18 protein-coding genes and 1 tRNA gene are annotated in these 23,987 nt (G+C 57.5%); 13 read left to right on the top strand and 6 right to left on the bottom strand.

The window, feature by feature from the left end; all coding sequences use genetic code 11:
- Positions 1-102 precede the first annotated feature (102 nt).
- Together SIB92_RS12340 and SIB92_RS12335 are read left to right on the top strand one after the other, a co-directional pair.
- Positions 103-3,696 (top strand): hydantoinase B/oxoprolinase family protein, encoded by a 3,594-nt coding sequence (locus SIB92_RS12340; RefSeq protein ID WP_412552338.1) that lies wholly within the window; start codon positions 103-105, stop codon positions 3,694-3,696.
- Positions 3,697-3,790: 94 nt separating this feature from the next.
- On the top strand, positions 3,791-4,429 hold the full coding sequence (locus SIB92_RS12335; protein ID WP_412552337.1) for a hypothetical protein: 639 nt from the start codon (positions 3,791-3,793) through the stop codon (positions 4,427-4,429).
- A 10-nt stretch (positions 4,430-4,439) separates the two neighbouring features.
- Here the strand turns inward: SIB92_RS12335 and SIB92_RS12330 are convergent, their stop codons facing one another.
- On the bottom strand, positions 4,440-6,017 hold the full coding sequence (locus SIB92_RS12330; protein ID WP_412552336.1) for a DUF5928 domain-containing protein: 1,578 nt from the start codon (positions 6,015-6,017) through the stop codon (positions 4,440-4,442).
- Positions 6,018-6,165: 148 nt separating this feature from the next.
- Between SIB92_RS12330 and SIB92_RS12325 the strand changes: the two genes are divergently transcribed.
- The 4 genes from SIB92_RS12325 (at position 6,166) to hisG (ending at position 10,432) form a co-directional block, all read left to right on the top strand.
- Positions 6,166-6,984, top strand: coding sequence for a sulfotransferase family protein (locus SIB92_RS12325; protein WP_412552335.1), 819 nt, complete (start codon positions 6,166-6,168; stop codon positions 6,982-6,984).
- A gap of 165 nt (positions 6,985-7,149) precedes the next feature.
- Positions 7,150-8,643 (top strand): histidine--tRNA ligase, encoded by a 1,494-nt coding sequence (gene hisS, locus SIB92_RS12320; protein WP_412552334.1) that lies wholly within the window; start codon positions 7,150-7,152, stop codon positions 8,641-8,643.
- A gap of 8 nt (positions 8,644-8,651) precedes the next feature.
- Positions 8,652-9,737: an ATP phosphoribosyltransferase regulatory subunit gene (locus SIB92_RS12315; protein ID WP_412552333.1), complete on the top strand. Its 1,086-nt coding sequence runs from the start codon at positions 8,652-8,654 to the stop codon at positions 9,735-9,737.
- A complete protein-coding gene (hisG, locus tag SIB92_RS12310; RefSeq protein ID WP_412552332.1) occupies positions 9,734-10,432 on the top strand; it encodes an ATP phosphoribosyltransferase in 699 nt (232 codons plus the stop codon). The genes SIB92_RS12315 and hisG overlap by 4 nt, the downstream gene beginning before the upstream one ends.
- 41 nt (positions 10,433-10,473) lie before the next feature.
- Here hisG and SIB92_RS12305 read toward each other — a convergent pair whose 3' ends face one another.
- Complete coding sequence (locus SIB92_RS12305; protein ID WP_412552331.1) at positions 10,474-10,929, bottom strand: cupin domain-containing protein; 456 nt, start codon at positions 10,927-10,929, stop codon at positions 10,474-10,476.
- A 200-nt stretch (positions 10,930-11,129) separates the two neighbouring features.
- On the opposite strand from SIB92_RS12305, the gene SIB92_RS12300 reads away from it, so the two are divergent.
- Positions 11,130-13,484 (top strand): Tex family protein, encoded by a 2,355-nt coding sequence (locus SIB92_RS12300; RefSeq protein WP_412552330.1) that lies wholly within the window; start codon positions 11,130-11,132, stop codon positions 13,482-13,484.
- A 56-nt stretch (positions 13,485-13,540) separates the two neighbouring features.
- Here SIB92_RS12300 and aroQ read toward each other — a convergent pair whose 3' ends face one another.
- Positions 13,541-13,978 (bottom strand): type II 3-dehydroquinate dehydratase, encoded by a 438-nt coding sequence (aroQ, locus tag SIB92_RS12295; RefSeq protein ID WP_412552329.1) that lies wholly within the window; start codon positions 13,976-13,978, stop codon positions 13,541-13,543.
- A gap of 62 nt (positions 13,979-14,040) precedes the next feature.
- Positions 14,041-14,481 carry an Lrp/AsnC family transcriptional regulator gene (locus tag SIB92_RS12290; RefSeq protein WP_412552328.1) on the bottom strand — a complete coding sequence of 147 codons (441 nt, stop codon included), beginning with the start codon at positions 14,479-14,481 and terminating at the stop codon, positions 14,041-14,043.
- 127 nt (positions 14,482-14,608) lie between these two features.
- On the opposite strand from SIB92_RS12290, the gene SIB92_RS12285 reads away from it, so the two are divergent.
- On the top strand, positions 14,609-18,022 hold the full coding sequence (locus tag SIB92_RS12285; protein ID WP_412552327.1) for an indolepyruvate ferredoxin oxidoreductase family protein: 3,414 nt from the start codon (positions 14,609-14,611) through the stop codon (positions 18,020-18,022).
- A 116-nt stretch (positions 18,023-18,138) separates the two neighbouring features.
- Here the strand turns inward: SIB92_RS12285 and SIB92_RS12280 are convergent.
- A tRNA-Met gene (locus SIB92_RS12280) sits at positions 18,139-18,215 on the bottom strand.
- A 279-nt stretch (positions 18,216-18,494) separates the two neighbouring features.
- Here SIB92_RS12280 and phnC point away from each other — a divergent pair.
- From phnC to SIB92_RS12255, 5 genes are all read left to right on the top strand, one after another.
- Positions 18,495-19,313: a phosphonate ABC transporter ATP-binding protein gene (phnC, locus tag SIB92_RS12275; RefSeq protein ID WP_412552326.1), complete on the top strand. Its 819-nt coding sequence runs from the start codon at positions 18,495-18,497 to the stop codon at positions 19,311-19,313.
- Between the two features lie 57 nt (positions 19,314-19,370).
- Positions 19,371-20,273 carry a phosphonate ABC transporter substrate-binding protein gene (phnD, locus tag SIB92_RS12270; protein ID WP_412552325.1) on the top strand — a complete coding sequence of 301 codons (903 nt, stop codon included), beginning with the start codon at positions 19,371-19,373 and terminating at the stop codon, positions 20,271-20,273.
- Between the two features lie 71 nt (positions 20,274-20,344).
- Entirely contained in the window at positions 20,345-21,217 is an 873-nt protein-coding gene (gene phnE, locus SIB92_RS12265) for a phosphonate ABC transporter, permease protein PhnE (protein ID WP_412552324.1), read from the top strand.
- Positions 21,214-22,539 (top strand): phosphonate ABC transporter, permease protein PhnE, encoded by a 1,326-nt coding sequence (phnE, locus tag SIB92_RS12260; RefSeq protein WP_412552323.1) that lies wholly within the window; start codon positions 21,214-21,216, stop codon positions 22,537-22,539. The genes phnE (SIB92_RS12265) and phnE (SIB92_RS12260) overlap by 4 nt, the downstream gene beginning before the upstream one ends.
- A 102-nt stretch (positions 22,540-22,641) precedes the next feature.
- The gene (locus SIB92_RS12255) at positions 22,642-23,259 is read left to right on the top strand and encodes a chloramphenicol acetyltransferase (protein ID WP_412552322.1); all 618 of its coding nucleotides are present in this window, start codon (positions 22,642-22,644) and stop codon (positions 23,257-23,259) included.
- 7 nt (positions 23,260-23,266) lie between these two features.
- Here the strand turns inward: SIB92_RS12255 and phnF are convergent, their stop codons facing one another.
- Entirely contained in the window at positions 23,267-23,983 is a 717-nt protein-coding gene (gene phnF / locus SIB92_RS12250) for a phosphonate metabolism transcriptional regulator PhnF (protein ID WP_412552321.1), read from the bottom strand.
- Positions 23,984-23,987 lie beyond the last annotated feature (4 nt).

The following is a 23,987-nucleotide window of genomic DNA, read 5'->3' as shown; positions in this document are numbered from 1 at the left end:
TGCTCCCTGTTCGTTTTCTTGATTCTTACAATCACATAACGTTGACAAATTGTCAGCGTTATAAACATAAAGCAACAATAAAGTTGATTCGAGGAGAACGGCATGTCCACGCAACCAGCAGAGAAGTGGCAGTTTTGGGTCGACCGTGGCGGCACGTTCACGGACATCGTGGCCAAGGCCCCGGACGGTGCGCTGCACAGCCATAAGCTCTTGTCCGAAAACCCAGAAATCTATCGGGACGCGGCAGTACACGGCATCCGTACCCTGTTGAAACTGGACGCCGACACAGCGATTCCCGAAGGCAAAATTGCTGCTGTAAAAATGGGCACAACGGTAGCGACCAACGCACTTTTGGAACGCAAAGGTGAGCCGGTGGTGCTGCTGATCACCAAAGGTTTGCGGGATTTGCTGCGGATCGGCTATCAGAATCGCCCGAAACTTTTTGACCTCGACATCCAACTGCCGGAACTCCTCTATGATGAGGTCATCGAAATTGACGAACGTCTGGATGCGGACGGCAACATCATCACCGAACTGGATGTAAACGCCGCCCGCGCAGCGCTGGCCGAGGCGCATGCGAAAGGCTTCCGCTCCGTTGCCATCGCGCTGATGCACGCCTACCGCTTCCCGGATCACGAACAACGCCTTGGCAAACTCGCCGAGGACATTGGCTTCTCCCAAATCTCACTCAGCCATGAGGCCAGCCCGCTGATCAAACTGGTCGGTCGCGGCGACACCGCTGTGGTGGACGCTTACCTCTCTCCAATCCTGCGCCGTTATGTGGACCAAGTCGCCGATGCGCTGGGCACCGACCAAGGCGGCTGCGACCGTCTGATGTTTATGCAATCCAACGGTGGCCTGACCGACGCGAGCCTGTTTCAGGGCCGCGACGCCATTTTGTCCGGTCCCGCTGGTGGCGTTGTGGGCATGGTGCGCTCTGCCGCTGAACTCGGTTTTGACAAGCTCATCGGCTTTGACATGGGCGGCACCTCCACCGACGTCTGTCACTACGCAGGCGAATACGAACGTTCCTTTGAAACCGAGGTCGCTGGAGTGCGCATGCGTGCGCCTATGATGTCGATCCACACTGTGGCGGCGGGCGGCGGCTCAATCCTGTCGTATCGCGATGGCCGCATGCAGGTTGGTCCTGAAAGTGCAGGAGCAAATCCCGGCCCCTGTGCCTACCGTCGCGGTGGTCCGCTCACGGTTACGGACTGCAACGTGCTGTTGGGCAAACTGCACCCTGACCACTTCCCGCATGTCTTTGGCCCCAACGGCGACCTGCCACTGGACGCGGACGCCGTGCGAGCCAAATTCGAAGCCCTGAAGGCTGAAATAGGCACCGACAAATCGGTGGAAGATCTGGCTGAAGGCTTCCTGCGTATCGCCGTGGAAAACATGGCAAACGCGATCAAGAAAATCTCTGTGCAACGTGGCTATGACGTGACCCGCTACACCATGAATTGCTTTGGCGGCGCCGGCGGTCAACACGCCTGTCTGGTGGCCGATGCGCTGGGCATGGAAAGCATATTTATCCACCCGTTTGCCGGCGTGCTCTCTGCCTTTGGTATGGGGCTGGCTGACATTCGCGCCATGCGCGAGGCGCAACTGGGCTGCGCATTGGAAGACAGCAACGCCGCCGCGCAGCTGGCCGAGATCGCCGCCGCCGCCCGTGCTGAGGTCGCCAGCCAAGGCGTGGCCGAGACCGACATTATCGTGGAGCAACGTGCCCACATTCGCCCACAAGGCGCACAGCAGAGTTTGCCGGTGGAGTTTGGCAATGCAGACAAAATGCGGGCCGACTTTGTCACCGCCCACAAACAACGCTTTGGCTTTGCGCCCGACACCGATGATCTGATCATCGACGTGTTGGAGGCAGAGGCCGTGGGTCAAACCGGTGAGCCGGTGACCATGCCAAACCCTACAGGCGCCGCGCGCACGGATGCGACTGTGCCGTTCCACCTCAATGGCGCATGGCAGGACATCCCGCTGGTCGATCGCACCACATTGTCGGTGGGCGACAGCGTGACCGGCCCGGCGATCCTGACCGAACCCACCGGCACCAACATGATCGAAGACGGCTGGCAGGCGACCTGTGCGGCGGGTGGCAACCTCGTGCTAAAACGCATTGTGCCGCTGGCCCGCAAGGAAGCGATTGGCACCTCGGTGGATCCGGTCATGCTGGAGGTGTTCAACAATCTCTTCATGTCAATTGCCGAACAGATGGGGGCTACGCTGGCCAACACCGCGTATTCGGTGAACATCAAAGAGCGTTACGATTTCTCCTGCGCGATTTTTGACCAAAACGGCGATCTGGTGGCCAACGCGCCCCACGTGCCGGTGCACCTTGGCTCCATGTCCGAAAGCGTGCGCACCGTTTTGCGCGCCAACGCGGGCAAAATCCGTCCCGGCGACGTGTTCATGATGAACAACCCGTTCAACGGCGGCACGCACCTGCCGGACGTGACGGTCATCACGCCTGTGTTTGACGCGGCCGGGGAAAACATCCTCTACACCGTGGCCTCACGTGGTCACCACGCCGACATTGGCGGCAAGACACCCGGCTCCGCGCCGCCCGACAGCCGCACGATTGATGAAGAAGGCATCGTGATCGACAACTTCTTGCTGGTGGATCGCGGCACCCTGCGCGAAGAGGCCGCGCGTGAGTTGTTGGCCTCCGGCCCATACCCGTGTCGCAACGTCGATCAGAACATGGCCGACCTCGCCGCGCAGATTGCCGCCAATGAGACCGGCGCAACCGAGCTGCGCAAGATCACAACGCAGTTTGGCCACGGCACGGTGCAGGCCTACATGGGCCACGTGCAAGACAACGCCGAAGAAAGCGTGCGCCGTGTGCTCGACGTGCTGCATGATTGCAGCTTCTCCTATCCGCTGGACGATGGCGCAAAAATCGAGGTCGCCATTTCCGTCGATAAGGCCGCGCGCAGCGCCACCATCGATTTCACCGGCACCTCCGATCAAAGCCCGCTGAACTACAACGCGCCCATGGCGATCTGTCGGGCGGTGGTGCTCTACGTCTTCCGCACTATGGTGGGCAGCGACATTCCGATGAACGAAGGCTGTCTGAAGCCGCTGAGCCTGATTGTGCCCGAAGGCAGCATGATCAACCCGCGCTATCCAGCGGCCGTGATCTCCGGCAACACCGAGGTCAGTCAGGCGATTTGTGACACGCTTTACGGCGCGCTGGGCGTGATCGCTGGCAGCCAGGGCACCATGAACAACTTTGTCTATGGCAACGACACGCATCAGAACTACGAAACCATCTGTGGCGGTACAGGGGCAGGGGACGGTTTTGACGGCACCAGCGCGGTGCACAGCCACATGACCAACACCCGCATGACCGATCCCGAGGTGCTGGAAACCCGCTTCCCTGTACGTGTGGACGAGTTCTCGATCCGCCATGGGTCGGGCGGGCAGGGGCAAACATCCGGCGGTAACGGCATTGTGCGGCGACTGCGGTTTAACGAACCGATGACTGTCACCGTACTGTCCTCACATCGCGTGGTGCCACCCCACGGCGCACAGGGTGGTGGTGCCGGCGCGGTTGGGGAAAACAGCGTCGAGCGCGCAGATGGCGAAGTGCTGGAGTTGCAGGGCAATGACCAAGCGGCCCTTGAAGTGGGCGATGTGTTTGTGATGAAAACGCCCGGTGGCGGTGGTTTTGGCGCGCTCTAAGCGCCAAAATACCCACCTCCGTGATACAGTCGCGATACAGACGTAATACCGACGTCCCAAATTGGTACATTTGGGGCGTCTTTTGAGGGGCAGAATGACACAAAAACCAACCATATTGGTGTCTGGTTACGGCTCCTGGGCCAAAGCCAAAAACAACCCGGCAGCCTTGGTCGCGGAGCGTCTGGGGCAAGAAGAGTTTGAGTGCTGCAACCTTGTGGCGGTCGAGCTGGATGTCGACACTAACGCCCTGCAAGATAACGTAAATCGCCTCTTGGACACACATCAACCTGACGGTTGGATTGGTCTAGGCGTGTCCGGCGCAGCGGTTGTGCAGCCGGAAATGGTCGGCATCAACTGGCGCCATTTCAGTGTGCCCGACGTCACCGGCGCCTACCTCCGCGCCACCCCGATCGTCGAAAACGGCCCCGCCGCCTACAACGCCACCCTCCCATGCGTCGAGATGGTCGAAAAACTCCGCGCCAACCACATCCCCGCCGCCCTGTCTTTTTCGGCTGGGACACACTTGTGCAATCAGCTGATCTACACGCTGGCGCACACGGCAGAACAGCGCGGAATTACCCTGCGGAGCGGCTTTGTGCACATCCCGCAATCACCTGAAAATATTGCGGAAAAGAGTGGTTTGGAGGAGTATGGCGCATCCATGGATCCTGCGACATCCGCGCGTGCGATCCGGCTTTGCGTGGAGCTTTTGGCAGCCAAATTGGCCGCCTGAAACGGCTCACTCAGTCGGCAAAAAGGTACTCGGTCCGAGCAATGTCGCGCGCTTTTTCTTCTGAGATGTGCAGAAAATTCATCACGGCCGTCACATGTTCTTCCTCGCTTCCGGATTGCACCATACGGTTCACATTTTCGAACTCCGCATCCCGAATACGATCACTCTCACTCAGGATGTCGCGCCGGATGGTGGGCAACAGCCGTTCGAGCGTTTCTGGCGAGGTTTGCTCTCCCGCCAAACCGATGCGGATGGCATGGCCGGTAAGGTACTCATCTGAGAAATCACACTGAATTTCCAACATTCTAGTGGTTGAACGGTCGCCAAAGAAATCCTGCATCAGGTCCATGGCGCTGGGATCGAGACAGACCACAAGGCGGTTGGTGTCGTAGTAATCAAACAACATCCGCATCAGTGCACGACGGTGCCGGGTCCGTTTGTTCAATGTCGATTGGATGCCGCCGAGGTCAGGCAGGGGCGTGCTTTCCTCGTTGAAGAGATATGCAATCGTCGGAATATCTGTGACTTTGTCGATCTTTTCCAGCAACCGTTTGGCAACATGCCATTTTTTGCAAACGATCAGCATCAGTTCACGGTCACGCCCCAGCGTACTTTCAGTTTCCCAGAACCGGCTGGCGAAGCGTTTGCCCTGCCGGCCGCGCCCGGTCAAAAATTTGAACAGGCTTGGGCCTTCTGCGGAGATTTGGAAGTTCACACCTTCTTCGGCATAAAGTTGGCCTAACCGCTCCTTGAGGTCCAAAGCGTCGGGGCTGATTTTTCGTGCAAAAAGATAGTCTTGGCTGATCAGAAGGTCGTAGTGATCGTTGTAAAAAGTCAGCGGCATCCCGTAGTCCGTGAACATCAGGAAGGTCAGGGTGCGCGTGCGGATTTCATTGGTGGGCACCAAGTGCCGAACGATGGTCTGAAAGAAGGTCTCGTCCGGAATCCAGGTCGTTCGGAAAAAGCGCATCACGTCGCGGCGGGATTCCGTGAAGTGTAGAACCGCTTCAATGGTTTGACGACGCAGGCACCACCATTGGCTGCCGATCATCACTTGAATGTCCGCGGGGATGTCGCGCGTCAGGCCAAGCTTTTTCTGGAAGTTGTAGGTCGCATAGAAGCGTCGTTTTTGGGTGCGCTCGTTGAACCAATGGCGGTAGATCAACCGCTCAGACTTCATCCCGGTTTTGATCCAGTCGCTTTCAAAGAAGTCAAAACTTTCAATGAAGTCGACATCATTGTCATCGAGGAACTCGTGGATGTATTCCGAGGATTTGATCACCATGCAGTCGCCAGACAACATGTAGAAATGAGAGGCGCGCGGGAACTTTTTGACGGCAGTTTGCACCGCGTAGAGCGTGGCCTCTACCAGGCTCCATTCCCCCCAGCCGCATTTGATACGCTTGTCAGAAAACGCCACGTTCGGGTTGGGACCCAGCACCTCTTGCAGCATGGCAAAGTGCTCAGGTTTGGCACGGGCATCAAAATGGATGGAGATATAATCCCCGGTTGCGGTAAGCCGTTCTGCCTGCTTGATGATCGCCTCGGGATCCTTGTGGCACAGAAGAATGTAAGCAATTCTCGCCATCTAGCTTCTTCGATCCCCACTTTGACGTCCTGTGTTTATCCATTTAAAGATGAAAGCGCGTTGAATAAACAGGCTTTGTTCGGAATTTTTTGACACGCGCTCAGACCGTGACCAAAGCAATAACCACGGCGGCTATGGAGGCAGAAACATGGGATTTCCCGGCACTTGGATGACGGAAAGCGAAAGTGTGGTGTATCGAGTTGTGCCCAAATGCGCATGCTCCACCATCGGACAGATCATGTTCTACTCGGATCATGGCGAGTTTTTTGACGGCGATATCCACGATGCCAAAGGTGGCATGCACAAGTGGGCCATTGAGGAAAGCCATCAGCCGATCACCGACAATGTGCGTGAGCACCGGTCCTATGCGTTTACCTGTGTACGGAACCCATACACACGTATCCTGTCATCATTCTTTGACAAGATTTGCGGCATCCAGCGGAACGGCAAACGCTACCGTGGCAACCTCGTGCCGATGCTGATCCAGAAGTACGGGATCGAGGTTGGGGGCGATGACGGCAAGCAGGAGTTTGACCAGATTCAAAGTTTCCGCCGGTTCTTGTTGTTTGCGCGCGACACCATTCGTTGGCGCCGACCAATGGATCCCGACATTCATTGGTCCGCCATGTCCGGCCACGTGTCGACCTTCATAGTAAACGGCGGCACCTACGACAAAATCTTCTGGACGGAACAGTTCAACGACGGGATGCAAGGCGTTTTGGACCATATCGAAACGCCACATGCTGTTGATCTGACACAGATTCCCCGGTTCAACGAGTCCGAGGGCCATGGGCCCAAGCGGGAGCATCCGGTGGAAGACTACTTTGACGATCTTTCGATGCATTTGGTCTACGAGATCTACAAGCGCGACTTCCAGCTGTTCAAATATGACTTCGAGAACCCGGGTAACAAAATGCCAATTGGTGAAATTGACCTGGATGAGGTGCACGCCAAGCTGGGCGATTAAGTCAGCCAGTTTCGGGTTTTGAACATTTTGCGGCCGCGCTTTTGATCGAGCGCGGCATTTTTTATGTTTGTGTGACGTTGTGGTTGACAAGAGGAGCCTCTCCTTGCCCATTGGCACCCCATTCGCTAAAGGCACTGACGTAATTATTTCACAAGGACCATAGCGATGGCCAAGCAGAAGAAAGCCCCGCGCCCTAAGGCAGTCACGCCAAAGGGCTTCCGCGACTATTTTGGTGTTGAGGTGACCGAGCGCACCGAGATGCTGCATCAGATCGCCGGGGTGTATCATCGCTATGGGTTTGAAGCTTTGGAAAGCAGCGCGGTGGAAACCGTTGAGGCTCTTGGAAAGTTTCTGCCGGATGTGGATCGCCCCAACGAAGGTGTGTTTGCCTGGCAGGAGTTTGACGAGAAAGACAACGGCGATTGGATGGCGCTGCGCTATGATCTGACGGCGCCATTAGCGCGCGTCTATGCCCAGCACCGCAATGACTTGCCCAACCCTTATCGCCGTTATGCAATGGGGCCGGTGTGGCGCAACGAAAAGCCAGGGCCAGGGCGCTATCGTCAGTTCTATCAGTGTGACGCAGATACAGTGGGCACCGCCTCCATGGCGGCGGACGCTGAGATTTGCGCAATGTTGTCTGATACGTTGGAGACTGTTGGCATCCCGCGCGGCGACTACCTGGTGCGGGTGAACAACCGCAAGGTGATGAACGGCGTGCTTGAAGTCATGGGGCTTGGTGAAGACCAAGCGGCCAAGGACAACGTGCTGCGCACCATCGACAAGTTCGACAAGGTGGGCGAGAGCGGTGTGCGGGAGCTTTTGGGCAAAGGGCGTTTGGATGCGTCCGGCGCTTATATCGACGGGGTGGGACTGTCTGACGATCAAATCGAGCCAGTGATTGCGTTTTTGACATCCAAGGCGGACGATGTGGCCAAGACCTTTGAAAACCTGCGCGGCGCCGTTGGCGCCTCCGCAGTGGGTGCCGAAGGGATTGCCGAGCTGGAACAGATTGGCGACCTGCTGGCCGCGGGTGGCTATAGCAGTGACCGGATCGAGATTGATCCGAGCATTGTACGCGGTCTGGGCTATTACACCGGGCCGGTGTTTGAGGCAGAACTGACCTATGAAATCTTTGATGAAAAAGGTCGCAAGCGTCAATTTGGGTCTGTGTCCGGAGGCGGCCGCTACGATGACTTGGTGAAGCGCTTCACTGGTCAGGCCGTGCCTGCGACAGGCCTGTCGATTGGTGTGGATCGCTTGTTGGCGGCTCTGCGTGAGAAGGGCCGGATGGGCGGTGCGTCTGTTGGGCCGGTTGTTGTGACCGTTATGGATCGCGACCGCATGGCGGACTATCAGGCGATGGTTGCAGAGCTGCGCAACGCGGGTATTCGCGCCGAAGTCTACCTCGGCAATCCGAAGAATTTTGGCAATCAGCTCAAATATGCGGACAAACGCAACTCGCCGGTCGCTGTGATCGAAGGCGGTGACGAAAAAGAGCGCGGCGTAGTTCAGATCAAGGATCTGATCCTCGGGGCGAAAATTGCGGAAACGGCAACGCACGAAGAGTGGAAAGAGCGCCCAAGCCAGTTCGAAGTGCCACGCGGCGAGTTGGTTGCGAAGGTGCGCGAAATTCTGGCCAGCCAGAGCGAAGGATAATCGGACCCATGTCTGAGAAAGCAAAAATCCGAGCACGGGCGGCGGCGCTGGCCTCTGAATTCGAGGCGGCGGGCGCTGTGGCGGTAGAGACACCCGTGTTGTTGCCAGCGGAAGCCTTGCTCGACCTCTATGGCGAGGACATCCGTGGGCGGGCCTATGTGACGTCTGACGCCTTGCGTGGAGAGCAGATGCTGCGCCCCGACTTCACGGTGCCGGTTGTGCAAATGCACATGGCGCATGGTGCCGAGCCCGCGCGCTATACTTATGCGGGGGAAGTTTTCCGTCGACAGGAAGAAGACCAAACCCGCGCAAATGAGTATATGCAGGTCGGTTACGAGGTTTTTGACCGCGAGAACCCTCCCGCAAGTGATGCCGAAGTCTTTGCCGTGATGCAGGAAGCGCTGAAAGGTGTCGAACTGCGGGCCGCGACAGGGGATATTGGTATTCTGGCAGCGGCGGTTGCCGGTTTGGAAACCACCGAGCGCCGCAAGCGGGCGCTGGCGCGTCATATCTGGCGGCCGCGCAAGTTTAAGGCCCTCTTGGATCGTTACTCCGGTAAAGCTGAAATGCCTGCAAGCCGCGCTGCGTTGTTGGCGGCAGACGATCCAATGGCACACGACTATCCGGACATTGGCTTGCGGTCGCAGTCCGAGGTGGCAGAGCGTATCGACGGGTTGCGGGCAGATGTTGTCGCTGATCCGATTTCCCCATTGCAGGTTGAGTTGATCGAAGCGCTTCTGAATGTTCGTGAAACTCTGCCCAACGCATTGGAACACATCCGCGATTTGGCGGTGGATATGCCGGCCATCACCGAGGCCGCCTTTCGCCTAAGGGATCGCATGCATGCGCTGGAGGCGCGTGGGGTCGATGTGGAAACGCTGGAGTTTGAGGCCAGCTACGGCCGCACATCGATGGAGTATTACGACGGGTTTGTCTTTGGCTTCTATGTTCCAGGCCGCGCGGATTTGCCTCCGGTGGCCACTGGCGGGCGGTACGATGCGCTGACGCAAGTGCTTGGTCAAGGACGTGAAATTCCGGCGGTTGGTGGTGTCATTCGCCCCGGCATTTTGGTGCAATTGGAGGATGCGGCATGACCATCAAACTGGGTGTGCCCTCCAAAGGGCGTCTGATGGAAAAGACCTTTGATTGGTTTGGCGCACGTGGAGTGACCTTGAGCCGGACTGGTTCGGACCGAGAGTACGCGGGCGCGGTTGAGGGTGTTGAAGGTGTGGAACTGGTCTTGCTGTCAGCAGGCGAAATCCCGCGTGAGTTGGCCGCAGGTCGCATTCATCTGGGCGTGACCGGCACTGATTTGGTCCGCGAAAAGCTGGGCCAGTGGGAGCAGCAGGTACAAGAGAAAGCTGAGCTTGGTTTCGGGCATGCGGATCTGATCATCGCGGTACCTGGCTGTTGGGTTGATGTGGACACGTTGGAAGACCTGGATGCTGCTGCGGCTGCGTTCCGGCGCACGCATGGGTTCCGTCTGCGAATTGCGACCAAATATCACCGCTTGGTTCGGGAGTTTCTGCAGGACAACGGTGTTGCAGACTATCAATTGGTCGACAGCCAAGGCGCCACAGAAGGCACCATCAAAAACCTGACGGCTGAGGGCGTGGCGGATATCACCTCGACTGGTGATACACTGCGTGCCAACCACCTCAAGATTTTGAGTGACGCGTTGGTGCTGAAGTCGCAAGCCACCCTGTTCAAGAGCCGGAAAGCTGACATGAATGATGACGAGCGCGCCGTGATGGGTGCGCTGTTGGCACAGCTTGGGCTTGATGGGTAACACGTGAAACGTGGCCCCGGCGCTTAGCCGGGGCGACGCGTTTAAAGCGGCGGGCCGACAAAGGTCTGGCCATGGGCGGATGCAATTTCTGACATTTGGGTTTCAGTGATTTCACCGCCTTGCGCCGCTTTGTGAAAGGCGCGGAACATGGCTTCCATTTTCAGCGCTGGCGAGAAAATGTAGCGCAACCGCCCTTCGGTGGTGCCGACGTTTTTGAAAGCGTGCACACTGCCGCGCGGGATGAAGGCGACGTCGCCTGGCGACATCTCGTGCTCCACGCCGTCAATTTCGACGATGAAGTCGCCTTCTAAGAAAAAGAAAGTTTCATCCTGGTCGTGGTGAATATGACGCCCGGGGCCGATGCCCGGTTGCACGATGTCTTCAAACACTTCCTGTGCCCCGTCTGTGTCTTCACCCGTGAGCAAGATGCGCAGGGTAATGGCGCCTGGGAAATCAAAGGTTTCTGAGGATTTGTAGTCTGTATGGGTGATTGGCATCGTCCGTCTCCTTGGTCTGTTTGCAGTATAGCGATTGTGGGAGTTTGTTAAATTCGGTGCGCATATACACAACTGTGTTCAAATTCGCGCAGATGGATTTAGGCTCCGGCAAGTTTTTACACACGGTCACATTCGGCGCTTGGCGCGGCGGGGCATGGTGGTAAGAAGGGTATCCTAACGCAGATCAGGAGAGAGTTTCCGTGGACACCAGCACCCGCATTTTCCGCACCATTGCAGGCGAGATCACCGCCAAACCCGATCAGGTTGGTGCCGCTGTGAAACTGTTGGATGAGGGGGCAACGGTGCCATTTGTCGCCCGTTATCGGAAAGAAGTCACCGGGGGGCTGGACGACACGCAACTTCGGACCTTGGCGGATCGCCTGGCCTATCTGCGTGAGCTTGAAGCTCGACGCGAGACTGTGGCAGCCTCGATCACTGAGCAAGGCAAAATGACCGATGAGTTGGCTAAGGCGATTGTCGGGGCGGAGACCAAGGCGGCGTTGGAAGACATTTACCTGCCTTACAAACCGAAACGGCGTACGAAAGCGATGATTGCTCGTGAGAACGGGTTGGAGCCTTTGGCGGAAGCTATTTTGGCAGACCGTTCCAAAGACCCGGAAGCGCTGGCAGCGGATTACGTGACCGAGACGGTTGCGGATGTGAAGGCGGCGCTTGATGGCGCGCGGGACATTGTTGCCGAAGGGCTGACCGAAAACGCGGCGCTTTTGGGGGAGTTGCGCAAGTTCTTGCAGGATGAGGCCATTGTGGCGGCGAAGGTGATTGCGGGGCAGGAGCAGCCGGGCGCGAAGTTTTCCGACTATTTCGAACATTCTGAGCCTTGGTCCAAAGTGCCAAGCCACCGAGCGTTGGCGATGATGCGCGCGTCCAAAGAAGGCGTGATCACACTGGATATTGGTCCTGATCCTGAAGGCGGTAAGGAGCGTGCCGAAGCGATGGTCGCGAGCTATCTGGATACCCGCACCGACGGGGACGGCGACGTATGGCTGCGCAAGATTGCCGGCTGGACCTGGCGGGTGAAGCTGAGCCTGACCATGACTGTGGACCTGATGGGAGAGTTGCGCGCGCGGGCACAGGAAGAGGCCATTCAGGTTTTTGCGCGCAATCTCAAAGACTTGTTGCTGGCGGCGCCGGCGGGCGCGAAAGCGACGCTTGGCCTCGATCCAGGCATTCGTACTGGCTGCAAAGTGGCAGTGGTGGATGCCACCGGCAAGTTGCTTGACACCGCAACGATCTATCCATTCCAGCCTAAGAATGATGTGCGAGGTGCCGAGGCGACCCTTTTGGCGCTGATTGCCAAGCATGGCGTTGAGTTGGTCGCGATCGGTAATGGTACAGCGAGCCGCGAGAGCGAAAAGCTTGTGGGTGAAACGCTGAAGCTGTTGCCCAAAGGCGTGAAAGTGCCGACCAAGGTTGTGGTGAGCGAAGCCGGGGCATCCGTATATTCGGCTAGTGAATTGGCGGCGCGGGAGTTCCCGGAGTTGGACGTGAGCCTGCGCGGCGCGGTGTCGATTGCACGTCGCTTGCAGGATCCGCTGGCGGAGTTGGTGAAGATTGAACCCAAGTCAATTGGCGTGGGTCAGTATCAGCACGACGTGGATCAGCATCGTCTGGGCAAGTCGCTGGAAGCCGTAGTTGAAGACGCGGTGAACGCGGTTGGAGTGGATCTCAACATGGCTTCCGCACCGCTCTTGGCACATGTGTCGGGTCTTGGGCCAGCTTTGGCGGAGGCGATTGTGGCGCACCGTGATGCCAACGGCGCCTTTGGCTCACGCAAAGCGTTGTTGGATGTGGCACGGCTGGGGCCCGCGGCGTTTGAGCAGTGCGCGGGGTTCTTGCGCATCACGGAAGGGGAAGAGCCGTTGGACGCCAGTGCAGTGCACCCGGAAGCCTATGAAGTTGCGCGCAAAATCGTGTCAACTTGTGGGCGGGATGTGCGTACCTTGATGGGCGATGGCACGGCCTTGAAGCGTCTGCGCGCAGAGGATTTTGTCTCCGAACAGTTTGGTCTGCCTACTGTGCGTGACATCCTCTCCGAATTGGAAAAACCGGGACGCGATCCGCGGCCATCCTTCAAAACCGCGACCTTTGCTGATGGGGTTGAGGAGATCTCCGACCTGAAGCCGGGCATGACTTTGGAAGGGACCGTAACAAACGTGGCCGCTTTTGGCGCATTTGTGGATGTTGGTGTGCATCAGGATGGCTTGGTGCATGTGAGCCAGTTAGCGGATCGGTTTGTGAAAGATCCACACGAAGTGGTGAAAGCCGGGGATGTGGTGAAAGTCACGGTCACAGAAGTAGATGTGCCGCGCAAGCGTATTGGTTTGTCGATGCGTAAGGATGGCGGGGCCTCTGCCAAAGAAGATCGCAATGCGCGTTCCGGCTTCGGCAGTAAGGGGCGTGGAGGTCCAAGCGGTGGCCCACGCAGCAAAGGGCCACGCGGCGGAGGGGGCAACTACAGTGCCAAGCCAAAGCAGCAGGACGGTGGCAATGGCGCCCTGGGCGCGGCGTTGCTGGATGCGATGCGGAAGAAATGAGAGAAGGGCTCGGGCAGGTGTGTCCGAGCCTTTTTCGTGGGTTTTGAGGGGTTGGCTTAGCTGAGCAACGTGCCCATATGGCGCATCGCAAGCGCATAACCGTTCACGCCACATCCGGCGATCACGCCTTCCGCGCGCGCAGAGACAAAGCTGTGATGGCGAAATTCTTCGCGTTTGTGGATGTTGGAGATGTGCACTTCCAGCACTGGGCCTTCAAAGGTGTTAAGCGCATCCAGAATGGCCACAGAGGTGTGGCTGTAGGCGGCCGGGTTGATAATGATGCCCGCGGCGTTGTCGCGTGCCGCGTGGATCATCTCGACAATTTCGCCTTCGTGGTTTGACTGCATCAACGTCACCGACAGTCCATTTTCCTGCCCAACCTTCGCGCAGTTGGCCTCTACGTCGGCGAGCGTGTCATGGCCATAAATCTCCGGCTGCCGTTTCCCCAGAAGGTTCAGGTTCGGGCCGTTCAGGATGTAGATTGTCTTGCTCATGGCAGAGGCTCACTTTTGTTGTCGGTTTTGAGCTAGCCGGAAATCTGGTGCAGTAGCAAGATTTAGGACTTCAGATCGCGCAGGATAACATTGGTTTGTGCCGAACTTACCGCAGGCAGGGTGAAGAGGAAGTCCTCGAGGAAGCGGTTGTAGGCCTCGATATCGGTGCAGCGCACCCGCATGTGGTAATCTGCCGTGCCTGTGGTCGCAAAACACATGCGGATTTCCTCGCGTGAGGTCACCGCTTCGATGAAGCGTTTGAGGTTCGCTGGATCGTGGCGGGTGAGTTGTACATGGACAATGGCGTGGAAGGTGAAGCCGAGCTTTTCCTGACTGAGACGCGCACCATATCCTGCGATCAGCCCGGCCTCTTCAAAGGCACGAATGCGGCGCCAGCATGCGGAGGTCGACATGCCCACTTCGACTGCCAAATCCGCGTTGGATAGGCGGCAATCCTTTTCCAACAGGGCGAGCAGTTTGCGATCTTTCGAATCGAGATTCATGGCATTCGGTTCCGTTTTTCCGCCTCAATATGAAACAGTAATTCGGTGCGTGGGCGAAATCCAGGGGAACTGAAACGGAAAACCGCCTGTCTTGTGAGAAAATACCACAATTCAGGAGGAGCGCGCGATGACCCAAGCCAGCCACGATTTTCAAAGCTATGCCCTATCAGATCGGTATGACCAAACAGAGGGGCGAGTGTTTCTGACCGGCACGCAAGCCCTTGTGCGGATCATGTTCGATCAGGCGCGGCGGGACCGCGAGGCCGGGCTCAACACCGGCGGCTTCGTGTCCGGGTATCGTGGCTCTCCTCTGGGCGGGTTGGATTTGGAGTTCTGGCGGGAGCGCAATCGCACCAAAGAACAAAACATCACCTTCATGCCCGCCGTGAACGAAGACCTTGGCGCCACAGCTGTTTTGGGAGCCCAGCAAGCCACGCTGGACCCGAATTGCGACGTCGAGGGGCTGTTCTCTATGTGGTACGGCAAAGGCCCGGGCGTTGATCGCTCTGGCGACGCGCTCAAACACGGCAATGCCTATGGTTCCTCCCCCAAAGGCGGTGTGCTGGTTGTGGCGGGTGACGACCACGGATGTGTCAGCTCCTCGATGCCGCATCAATCGGATGTGGCCTTTATGTCTTGGTTCATGCCGACACTGAACCCGGCGAGCGTGGACGAATACCTCGCTTTTGGCGAATACGGTATCGCGCTTAGCCGGTTTAGTGGCACTTGGGTGGGCTTCAAGGCGATCTCGGAAACGGTGGAGTCTGGCCGCTCTGTGGAGTTGCAAGCCGATCGCAAGTTCGTAACGCCAGATTTCGACATGCCGGCGGGGGGCGTACACGTGCGTCCGAGCGATCTGCCCAGCCCTGAGATTGAAACTCGCATCGGTCATAAACTGCGTGCCGTCGAAGCTTTTGTTGAAGCGAACCCAATTGACCAGAGTATCTATGACATTCCGGAAGCGACGTTCGGGTTTGTAACCACCGGCAAGGGCCATCTGGACTTGATGGAAGCTTTGCGCCTGTTGGGATTGGGTGAAGCAGCTTGTCGCCGCCTTGGCATCGACATCTACAAGGTTGGCATGGTCTGGCCTCTTGCCCGCCGCGACGCGCTGGCATTTGTGCGCGGCAAGACCGAAGTACTGGTTGTCGAGGAAAAACGCGGCATTATCGAGAGCCAATTCAAAGAGTACTTTTATGATTGGCCGGGCGATAAGCCGGAGAAGATGGTTGGCAAACACCGCGCCGTTGGCGACCCGCTTTTGCCTTGGACTGGCGAACTCTCTCCAAAGATGCTGGTGCCTGTGGTGGCGGAACGTCTGGCGCGGCTCTTCCCAGATGAGGATCTGCTTGAGAAGGCCGCATCGCTAACCGAGGAAAAGCCGCCTGTGTTGAATGTTTCGGGAGCAAATCGCACACCGTATTTCTGCTCCGGCTGCCCCCACAATACGTCCACCAAATTGCCGGATGGCTCTAAAGCCATGAGCGGCATTGGTTGCCACGTGATGGCCAGTTGGATGAACCGTGACACCGGCGGCTATGCCCAGATGGGCGGTGAAGGCGTGCCTGTGGCTGTGGCCCAAAAGTACAATGGCAATAAGCATATCTTCCAGAACCTCGGAGAAGGTACCTGGTATCACTCGGGGTCGCTGGCGATCCGACAGGCAGTCGCCGCCAAAGCCAACATCACCTACAAGGTGTTGTTCAATGACGCGGTTGCCATGACCGGTGGCCAGCCGGTGGATGGCCCGGTGTCGGTACATGGTATCGCCTGGAACGCGCGCGCCGAAGGTGTGGCCCGCATTGCCTTGGTCAGTGACGACATTTCCAAGTTTTCCAAAGCAGATTTTCCGCCAGACACGTCCTTCCACGATCGTAAAGACATGGATCCGGTGCAGCGCGAACTGCGCGACATCGAAGGCGTGACTTTGCTGATCTACGAACAAACCTGCGCCACGGAAAAACGCCGCCGCCGTAAACGCGGGAAGATGGAAGACCCCGATACGTTTGCCTTTATCAACGAGTTGGTCTGTGAGGGCTGTGGCGATTGCTCCAAGGCGTCCAACTGTCTGAGCGTGGAGCCGGTTGAGACCGAGTTTGGGCGTAAGCGGAAGATCAACCTGAGCACATGCAACAAGGACTATTCCTGCGTGGATGGGTTCTGCCCGAGCTTTGTGACCGTGTCCGGCGCAAAGCGGCGCAAAAAGGACGGCGCGAATGTCGATGTGGCTGGCTTGTTGGAAAAGGTGCCCGCGCCCAGCCTGCCCGCGCTAGACAAGCCATTTGACCTTCTGGTGACCGGTGTAGGCGGCACAGGGGTTGTGACCGTCGGCGCTTTGATCACCATGGCAGCGCATCTGGAAGGGCTGGGCAGTTCGGTGCTCGACTTCACAGGTTTCGCGCAGAAATTTGGCACAGTGTTGAGCTATATCCGTCTCGGAACCAGCCCTGCAGCGGTCAATCAGGTGCGTATCGAGAGTGGCGCGGCAGATGCGGTTATTGGCTGCGATGTGGTGGTGAGCTCTGCGCCCAAAGCCAGTGCCCACTATCGCAAAGGCGCGCAAGTGGTGCTCAATACGGCGGAGATGCCAACCGGTGATCTGGTCCTGAATCGGGACGCAGACCTGAAAGTGGGCGTGCGGGAAGAGGTCATTCGTAAGGCTGTGGGCACCAACAATGTGCGCGCGCTGGATGCGAACAAGATGGCTGAGAAGGTCATGGGCGACAGCGTGTTTGCCAACGTGATGATGCTTGGGTTTGCGTATCAGCGGGGATTGGTGCCAGTGAGTGAAGTGGCTTTGAAGCAGGCAATCCTGCTTAACGGCGTCGCCGTGGAGAAAAACGCCAAAGCCTTCGATATTGGCCGTGTTTTGGCACATGATCCGGAGGCCATCCCGCTGGAAAAGCCCCGCGTTGCGGAAACGGCGGACGACGTGATTGCCAAGCGGGTTGCGTTTTTGGCCGACTACCAAAATGCCAAATATGCCGCGCGGTTTGAGGCCCGCATGAAGAAACTGGCACAAGTGCTGCCTGGGGATCTGCTGATCGAAGCGGCAAAGTCACTGTTCAAGCTCATGGCCTACAAAGACGAATACGAAGTCGCACGCCTGCATATGGGTGCAGCGTTTGCCGAGCGCTTGAATGAGGAATTCGAAGGCGACTTCAAAGTGAATTACCATATGGCGCCTCCGATGTTGCCTTTGGGCCGTGATGCACAGGGGCGTTCCAAAAAGGTCAAGCTGGGGCCATGGATGCAGCCCCTGTTGGGGGCGCTTTCCAAGGCGCGTGGGTTGCGTGGGTCGTTTCTGGATCCGTTCCGTTTCAGCGCAGACCGAAAGCTGGATCGCGAGCTGCTTGAGTGGTTTGAGTGCGTATTGGATCTCGTCGAGCGCGGATACAGCGAAAAGGACCGCGACACGTGCTGGGCGCTTTTGACGGCGCCGAAGGAAATTCGCGGCTATGGCATTGTGCGTGAGGAAGCCGCGGAGGGCGTACGCAAGAGTGCTATGATGCTGGAAACCATGCTGTCGGCGAAAGTCTGAGAGCGGTTCGTGAGAAATAGGCAGGCGGTGAGGCAGAAATGTCCGCCGCCTTTTTTCGTGCGCTCATGTCCAAAAAGTAAAGCCCGGATGGCGGTCCATCCGGGCTTTGGAATTCTTGGTGGCGGTACAGGGACTTGAACCCCGGACACGCGGATTATGATTCCGCTGCTCTAACCAACTGAGCTATACCGCCGTAAGTGGAGTGCGATTTAGGCCCTTCCTGAGGTGGGGTCAAGAGAGAAATCGCACCGAATGTGCAGCTTTTTTTGAATCTCTAACTTCGATGCCGAAATGGATTTGAATGCAGTGCGGTTCTCCAGATTTGACTGCGCTGGCGAAACCTCTGGATTGAAGGCCCTGTAACGAAATGAGTGGCAGAAAGCAGGGCCGTTACGAATTCTTCATCAAAACGACAATTCAGCTTTGAATTCATCCTTTAGCGCTCCGCACAGAAACGACGCGGGGATGAGTTGTGCTGCGAATTGAAAAACTAACGAAGGCCTTTGGTCCAAACGTGGCCGTTGATGCGGCCAATATCGCGGTGGATCGCCCCGCCATGATTGGCATCATTGGGCGATCAGGCGCGGGTAAGTCCACGTTGTTACGCATGTTGAATTGTCTGACAGAGGCGTCCTCTGGTCAGATCATGTTTGATGGTCGTGACATCACCGCGCTTAAAGGCAGTGACAAGCGTCGCTGGCAAAGCGAATGCGCAATGATTTTTCAGCAGTTCAATCTTGTGCCGCGGATGGATGTGGTTAGCAACGTGCTGCATGGCACGCTGAATCGCCGCAGCACAGTGGCGACGATGTTCAACCTGTTCCCCAATGAGGACATCCACCGCGCGATTGATATTCTCGATCGTCTGGGCATTGCTGAACATGCCGCCAAACGCGCCGAAGCGCTTTCCGGCGGCCAACAACAACGCGTCGCCATTGCGCGGGCTTTGATGCAGGATCCAAAGATTATCTTGGCAGATGAACCTATTGCCTCTCTTGATCCGATGAACGCGCAGGTGGTGATGCAATCGCTGCGCCAAATTCACGAAGAAGACGGCCGCATGGTCATTGCCAATCTGCACACGCTGGACACCGCGCGCCGCTATTGCGACCGCGTGATCGGCATGCGCGATGGGCGGATCGTCTTTGACGGAACCCCAGCGCAGCTGACCACTGGTGTGGCACGCGACATTTACGGCGCAGATGCCTCCTTTAGCGAAGCGGCCACCTCGACTGAGATCGAGACGCTGGACCGCACCGCCAAAGAGCGCGCCCAACTCGAACTTGCCTGACTTTCATCATGCTCCACGCCGCGAACTGCGTGGGGTTTTACCAACTGGAGAGACACGATGAAAAAACTGCTCGCTGCCGTACTGGCAACCACTGCTCTGACAACACCTGTTGTGGCAGAAGAAATCAGCGAATTCCGCATTGGCCTGTTGGGCGGCGAAAACGCTCAGGACCGTCTGAACAACAACGAGTGCCTGCGTGCAAAGACTGAGGAAGTGTTGGGTGTTCCAACCAAACTCTTCGCCCCGGCGGACTACAACGGCGTGATCCAGGGCTTGCTGGGCGGTACCATCGACATGGCTTGGCTTGGCGCATCCGGCTACGCCAAAACCTATCTGTCCGACCCGGAAGCGGTTGAGCCGATCCTGGTGAAAGTAAATGTGGACGGCGGCTACGGCTACTACTCCATCGGTTTTGCCCGCAAAGACAGCGGCATCGCCTCGCTGGAAGACATGAAAGGCAAGACCTTTGGCTTTGGTGATCCGAACTCCACTTCCGGCTTCCTGATCCCGTCCATCGAAATTCCTGAAGCCACCGGCGCGACCATGACCTCTGGCGATTACTTCGGCGAAGTAAAGTTCTCTGGCGGCCACGAGCAGACAATTGTTGGCGTGAACAACGGCGACTTTGACGGCGGTGTGACCTGGGCTGACGGTCTGGGCGAGTGGGAAGACGGCTACAACTCCGGCGCGCTGCGTCGTGCGGTTGATGCGGGTCTTGTGGACATGAACGAGCTGGTTAAAATCTGGCAGTCCAAGCCAATCCCTGAAGGCCCAATCGTGCTGCGCAAAGCGCTGCCAGAGGACGTGAAAGTCAAGTTCACTGCGTTGATGGCGTCCTTGCCGTCGATTGATCCAGATTGCGCCTATGGCGTGCTGTCTGGCGAGGCCAAAGGTGTGATGCCAATCGGCCATGACGCCTATGAGGTGATCATCGAGGCACGCAAGCTGAAGTCCAACTAAGTCAAGAATACTTGGTTTTGGCAGGCCCCGTTCGTTTCTACGGGGCCTGTTTTTTGAATGAAAGGGTGATCATGACAGATCAGGCTTCAAGCGTTTTGGACATCCGCGCCGACTACTTGGCGCAGATGCGGCGCAAACGGATGATGGACGGCATCATCCTGGTGGTGTTTATCGCGTTAATGGTCACCGGTTTCATGATTGCAGATGACCGGAACGCAGGCGGTTTCTGGGACGGGCTGCACCGGTTTTTTGATTTCCCCAAAGAGGTGCTGAGCGAAGCGATTGAGAAGATTGCGGAATTGCCGGGCAATCTTTGGACGTATTTCCCATCGTTGATCGAGACAATAAATATTGCCGCTGCTTCCACGCTTTTGGGGGCGATGCTGGGCATGTTGCTGTCGTTGCTGTCTACGCGCGGCATGGCGAAGTGGCCGCGGCTGATCCCGCTGTTTCGCCGGGTGATGGACATCATGCGCGCGATGCCGGAGATCGTGATTGCGCTGGTGCTGATTTTTGTGATGGGCGGCGGGCCTGTGCCTGCGGTGATTGCCATTGCGTTCCATACAGCGGGCGCGCTGGGCAAGCTGTTCTCGGAGGTCAATGAGAATGCCTCCCTTAAGCCGGTCGAGGGGCTACAATCGGTCGGGGCTTCCTGGGCTCAACGGATGTGGCTTGGCGTGATCCCGCAGGTGGCCCCGAACTATTTCAGCTACGCGCTGCTGCGTTTTGAAATCAACATCCGCGCCTCTGCGATCCTTGGCTTCGTTGGTGCAGGCGGTATCGGCTACGAACTGCGCAACGCCATGAGCTGGGGCAAAGGTCAGTATGACGACGCGATGGCAATTTTCTTGCTGTTGTTCCTGACCATCGTTGCAGTCGATCAACTCTCTTCCGTGGTGCGCGAGCGCCTGACACACGGCAAAACTCAGAAAGTGGCGTCATGACCATCATTGCCAATGAAACCGATCTGCTGAAGGTCGAGACGGACCGTCTGTTCAATCGTAAGAAGCTGATGAGCTTTGGCGTGCCTGCCGTTGTGATCGCCTATCTGACCTACATTTTCTTTGCCTTTGACATTCCGGGACTGGCACAGCGGTTTGAGGTGGAAAATGCCCGCGCGTTGGTGGCGGACAGTTACAGCTACAAGACACACGTCACACGTGACAATCGCACAGGAGAGATCAGCGCCGCCATAGAAGGTGAGCGCAAGGGTACCTATCCCGAGGGCGCGTCACCAGAGTGGGTGACCCGTGGCGAAAACGAAACGGTCATTGATCTGGGAGACGGTCACGTTGTGACCTTTGGGGCGGACAACTTTGTCAGCTATGCAATTCCGGAATATGGGATTGTAACGGCGCAGCCGAGCCGGTCCAAAGGGGTGCAGGCGGTTTTGCCGACTGACGAAACGCCATCGTGGATCAACGCATCTAAAAATCGGATGACCATCACTACAGACGCAGGTCGCTTGACCATCACGCGCAACCGGACAGAAGTGTTCCGCTACTTTTCCGGCTGGGAGCTGTTCTTCTTCACACTGGACAGCTCGTATTCCGGCCTGAGCGTTGGCGAAGTGATGTCGCGCGCGCTGGGCGGCGAGCATGCCGAAATCTGGCAGGATTTCTGGACCAACAAGATGTGGCGGCATCAGGATGTGGCCTGGGCGATCTTTGAAACCATCTTGATGGCCTTCCTTGGCACAATGGGCGCCGCGATGGTGGCATTGCCACTGGCTTTTATGGCGGCGAAGAACTTCTCGCCGTTTATGGTGGTGCGCCAAGTCACACGTCGGTTCTTTGACTTTTTTCGCGGTGTGGATGCGTTGATCTGGACCATTGTACTGGCACGCGCCTTTGGCCCTGGCCCCCTGACCGGCGCTCTGGCGATCCTGATCACGGACACTGGCAGCTTTGGAAAAATGTTCTCTGAAGCGCTTGAAAACGTGGACAAGAAGCAAATCGAAGGCATTCAATCGACCGGGGCCAAGCCGGTGCAACGCTATCGCTTTGGCGTCATCCCGCAAATTACGCCGATCCTGTTGAGCCAAATCCTTTACTATCTGGAATCCAATACCCGCAGTGCGACCATCATCGGCGCCATCACGGGGGGCGGCATTGGTTTGATGCTGACACAGGCCATGATCACCCAGAAAGACTGGGAAGAGGTGACCTACTACATCGTGCTGATCATCTTGATGGTGATGGTGATGGATTGGTTCTCCGGCTGGCTGCGCCGCAAGCTTATTGCGGCAGATGACAGCGGTCATTGACCGAGTTCGCCTTCGGCGAGGATATGTGTGGCCCGACAAGTTATCGCGGCCGAGTTATCCCCGCCGGAGGCATCCTTAAATCAAGCGCGAGGGGAGCGATCTATGCCCAAACTCTCAGCAGACACACCGCTGATCCATGACAATTGCATTCTGCATGACGCCACCTTTGGGCGCTATGTGGAGATCGGGCAGGGCAGCCGGGTTATCTCTGCGCATTTTGATGATTACTCCTACTGTGACCGGATGGCTGAGGTGGCCAATGCCAAGATTGGCAAGTTTGCCAACATTGCTGCCTTTAGTCGGATTGGGGCGACGGACCATCCGATGGAAAACGCCTCTTTGCACCATTTTCTCTATCGGTCTGACGACTATTTTGACGATGCCGAGCCGGATGCCGCGTTCTTTGCGCATCGTCAAAGCCGCGTGGCCACCATTGGGCATGACACCTGGATCGGGCATGGTGCCATGATTAAACCTGAAGTGACTTTGGGCCATGGCAGCATCGTTGCCAGTGGCGCCTTGGTGACCAAGGATGTGCCGCCTTACATGATTGTTGCAGGCATGCCGGCGACACCTCTGCGACGTCGGTTCAGCGAAGCCGTTTCGGATCGCTTGATGGCTTTGGCGTGGTGGGATTGGGAGCATGCGCGACTGCGCGCGGCGCTTTCCGATTTCCGCGCGCTGAAGGCAGAAGCCTTTCTCGAAAAATATGAGCCCTGATGGTCTGTCAGGACTCTGACAAGGTGAGTGTGACCCGGTCTCCGGCGAACCATGTGGTGCCGAACTCGATTGGAGACTGATTGGCATCCACGTTTACGCCGATAGAGCGTAAGATCGGATCCCCCTCGTTCAGGCGCAAATGGAGTGCTTGTGTCGCGGTTGCGCGTTTGGCCGTGAGCCGTGTCCAAACGCGGGTGTAATCCGGGACCTTGTTGGCTTTGAGAGCCGCGGTGACCGACCGTAGGTCAGCCAGTTGGTCCGTGAGCATCGGAAAGCGCGAGGCGGGGAAGACGCTGCGGAACACGGCGATGGGTTGGTCGTCCGCAAGTGAAAGCCCGTCATAGACATGCACACGCGCGTTTTCGGAGAGCTTCAACGCTTCTTTTTCCGCAGCGTCGGCCGTGCGGGTTTCCAGATGCAGGACTTCCTTGCCGGGCAGTCGGCCCGCTTGCTCCAGATTGCGGTGGAAGCGAACACGCTTGCCGATGGCGTAGTCTGTGGGCACTTGCGCCACAAAGACACCTGCGCCACGCCGCGCATGCACTAAGCCATTTCCGGACATGGATTTTATCGCGTGCCGCACAGTGTGGCGGTTGACGCCGAACCGCGCGGAAAGCTCTGCTTCGGTGGGTAATTTTTCTCCGGGGGCGTAGCGGCCTTCGGTGATGTCTTCCGTCAGAGAAGCGGCAATCGATTGCCAGATTGGGGTGCGTTTGGCGGTCATGGGA

This window comes from Shimia sp. MIT1388, from assembly GCF_047124445.1.
In the GTDB taxonomy this organism is placed as follows: domain Bacteria; phylum Pseudomonadota; class Alphaproteobacteria; order Rhodobacterales; family Rhodobacteraceae; genus Shimia.
The sequence above is the reverse complement of the archived record's forward strand: the minus strand, read 5'-3'. Positions and strand labels throughout refer to the sequence as shown.

Bases quoted from the DNA above. Each gene is read 5' to 3' on its own strand.
- SIB92_RS12290 (WP_412552328.1), bottom strand. From the start codon at position 14,481: ATGAATCTCGATTCGAAAGATCGCAAACTGCTCGCCCTGTTGGAAAAG.
- SIB92_RS12325 (WP_412552335.1), top strand. From the start codon at position 6,166: ATGGGATTTCCCGGCACTTGGATGACGGAAAGCGAAAGTGTGGTGTAT.
- aroQ (WP_412552329.1), bottom strand. From the start codon at position 13,978: ATGAGCAAGACAATCTACATCCTGAACGGCCCGAACCTGAACCTTCTG.
- SIB92_RS12335 (WP_412552337.1), top strand. From the start codon at position 3,791: ATGACACAAAAACCAACCATATTGGTGTCTGGTTACGGCTCCTGGGCC.
- SIB92_RS12305 (WP_412552331.1), bottom strand. From the start codon at position 10,929: ATGCCAATCACCCATACAGACTACAAATCCTCAGAAACCTTTGATTTC.
- hisG (WP_412552332.1), top strand. From the start codon at position 9,734: ATGACCATCAAACTGGGTGTGCCCTCCAAAGGGCGTCTGATGGAAAAG.
- phnE (WP_412552323.1), top strand. From the start codon at position 21,214: ATGACCATCATTGCCAATGAAACCGATCTGCTGAAGGTCGAGACGGAC.
- SIB92_RS12315 (WP_412552333.1), top strand. From the start codon at position 8,652: ATGTCTGAGAAAGCAAAAATCCGAGCACGGGCGGCGGCGCTGGCCTCT.
- SIB92_RS12285 (WP_412552327.1), top strand. From the start codon at position 14,609: ATGACCCAAGCCAGCCACGATTTTCAAAGCTATGCCCTATCAGATCGG.
- SIB92_RS12330 (WP_412552336.1), bottom strand. From the start codon at position 6,017: ATGGCGAGAATTGCTTACATTCTTCTGTGCCACAAGGATCCCGAGGCG.
- phnF (WP_412552321.1), bottom strand. From the start codon at position 23,983: ATGACCGCCAAACGCACCCCAATCTGGCAATCGATTGCCGCTTCTCTG.
- SIB92_RS12255 (WP_412552322.1), top strand. From the start codon at position 22,642: ATGCCCAAACTCTCAGCAGACACACCGCTGATCCATGACAATTGCATT.
- SIB92_RS12340 (WP_412552338.1), top strand. From the start codon at position 103: ATGTCCACGCAACCAGCAGAGAAGTGGCAGTTTTGGGTCGACCGTGGC.
- phnE (WP_412552324.1), top strand. From the start codon at position 20,345: ATGACAGATCAGGCTTCAAGCGTTTTGGACATCCGCGCCGACTACTTG.
- phnD (WP_412552325.1), top strand. From the start codon at position 19,371: ATGAAAAAACTGCTCGCTGCCGTACTGGCAACCACTGCTCTGACAACA.
- hisS (WP_412552334.1), top strand. From the start codon at position 7,150: ATGGCCAAGCAGAAGAAAGCCCCGCGCCCTAAGGCAGTCACGCCAAAG.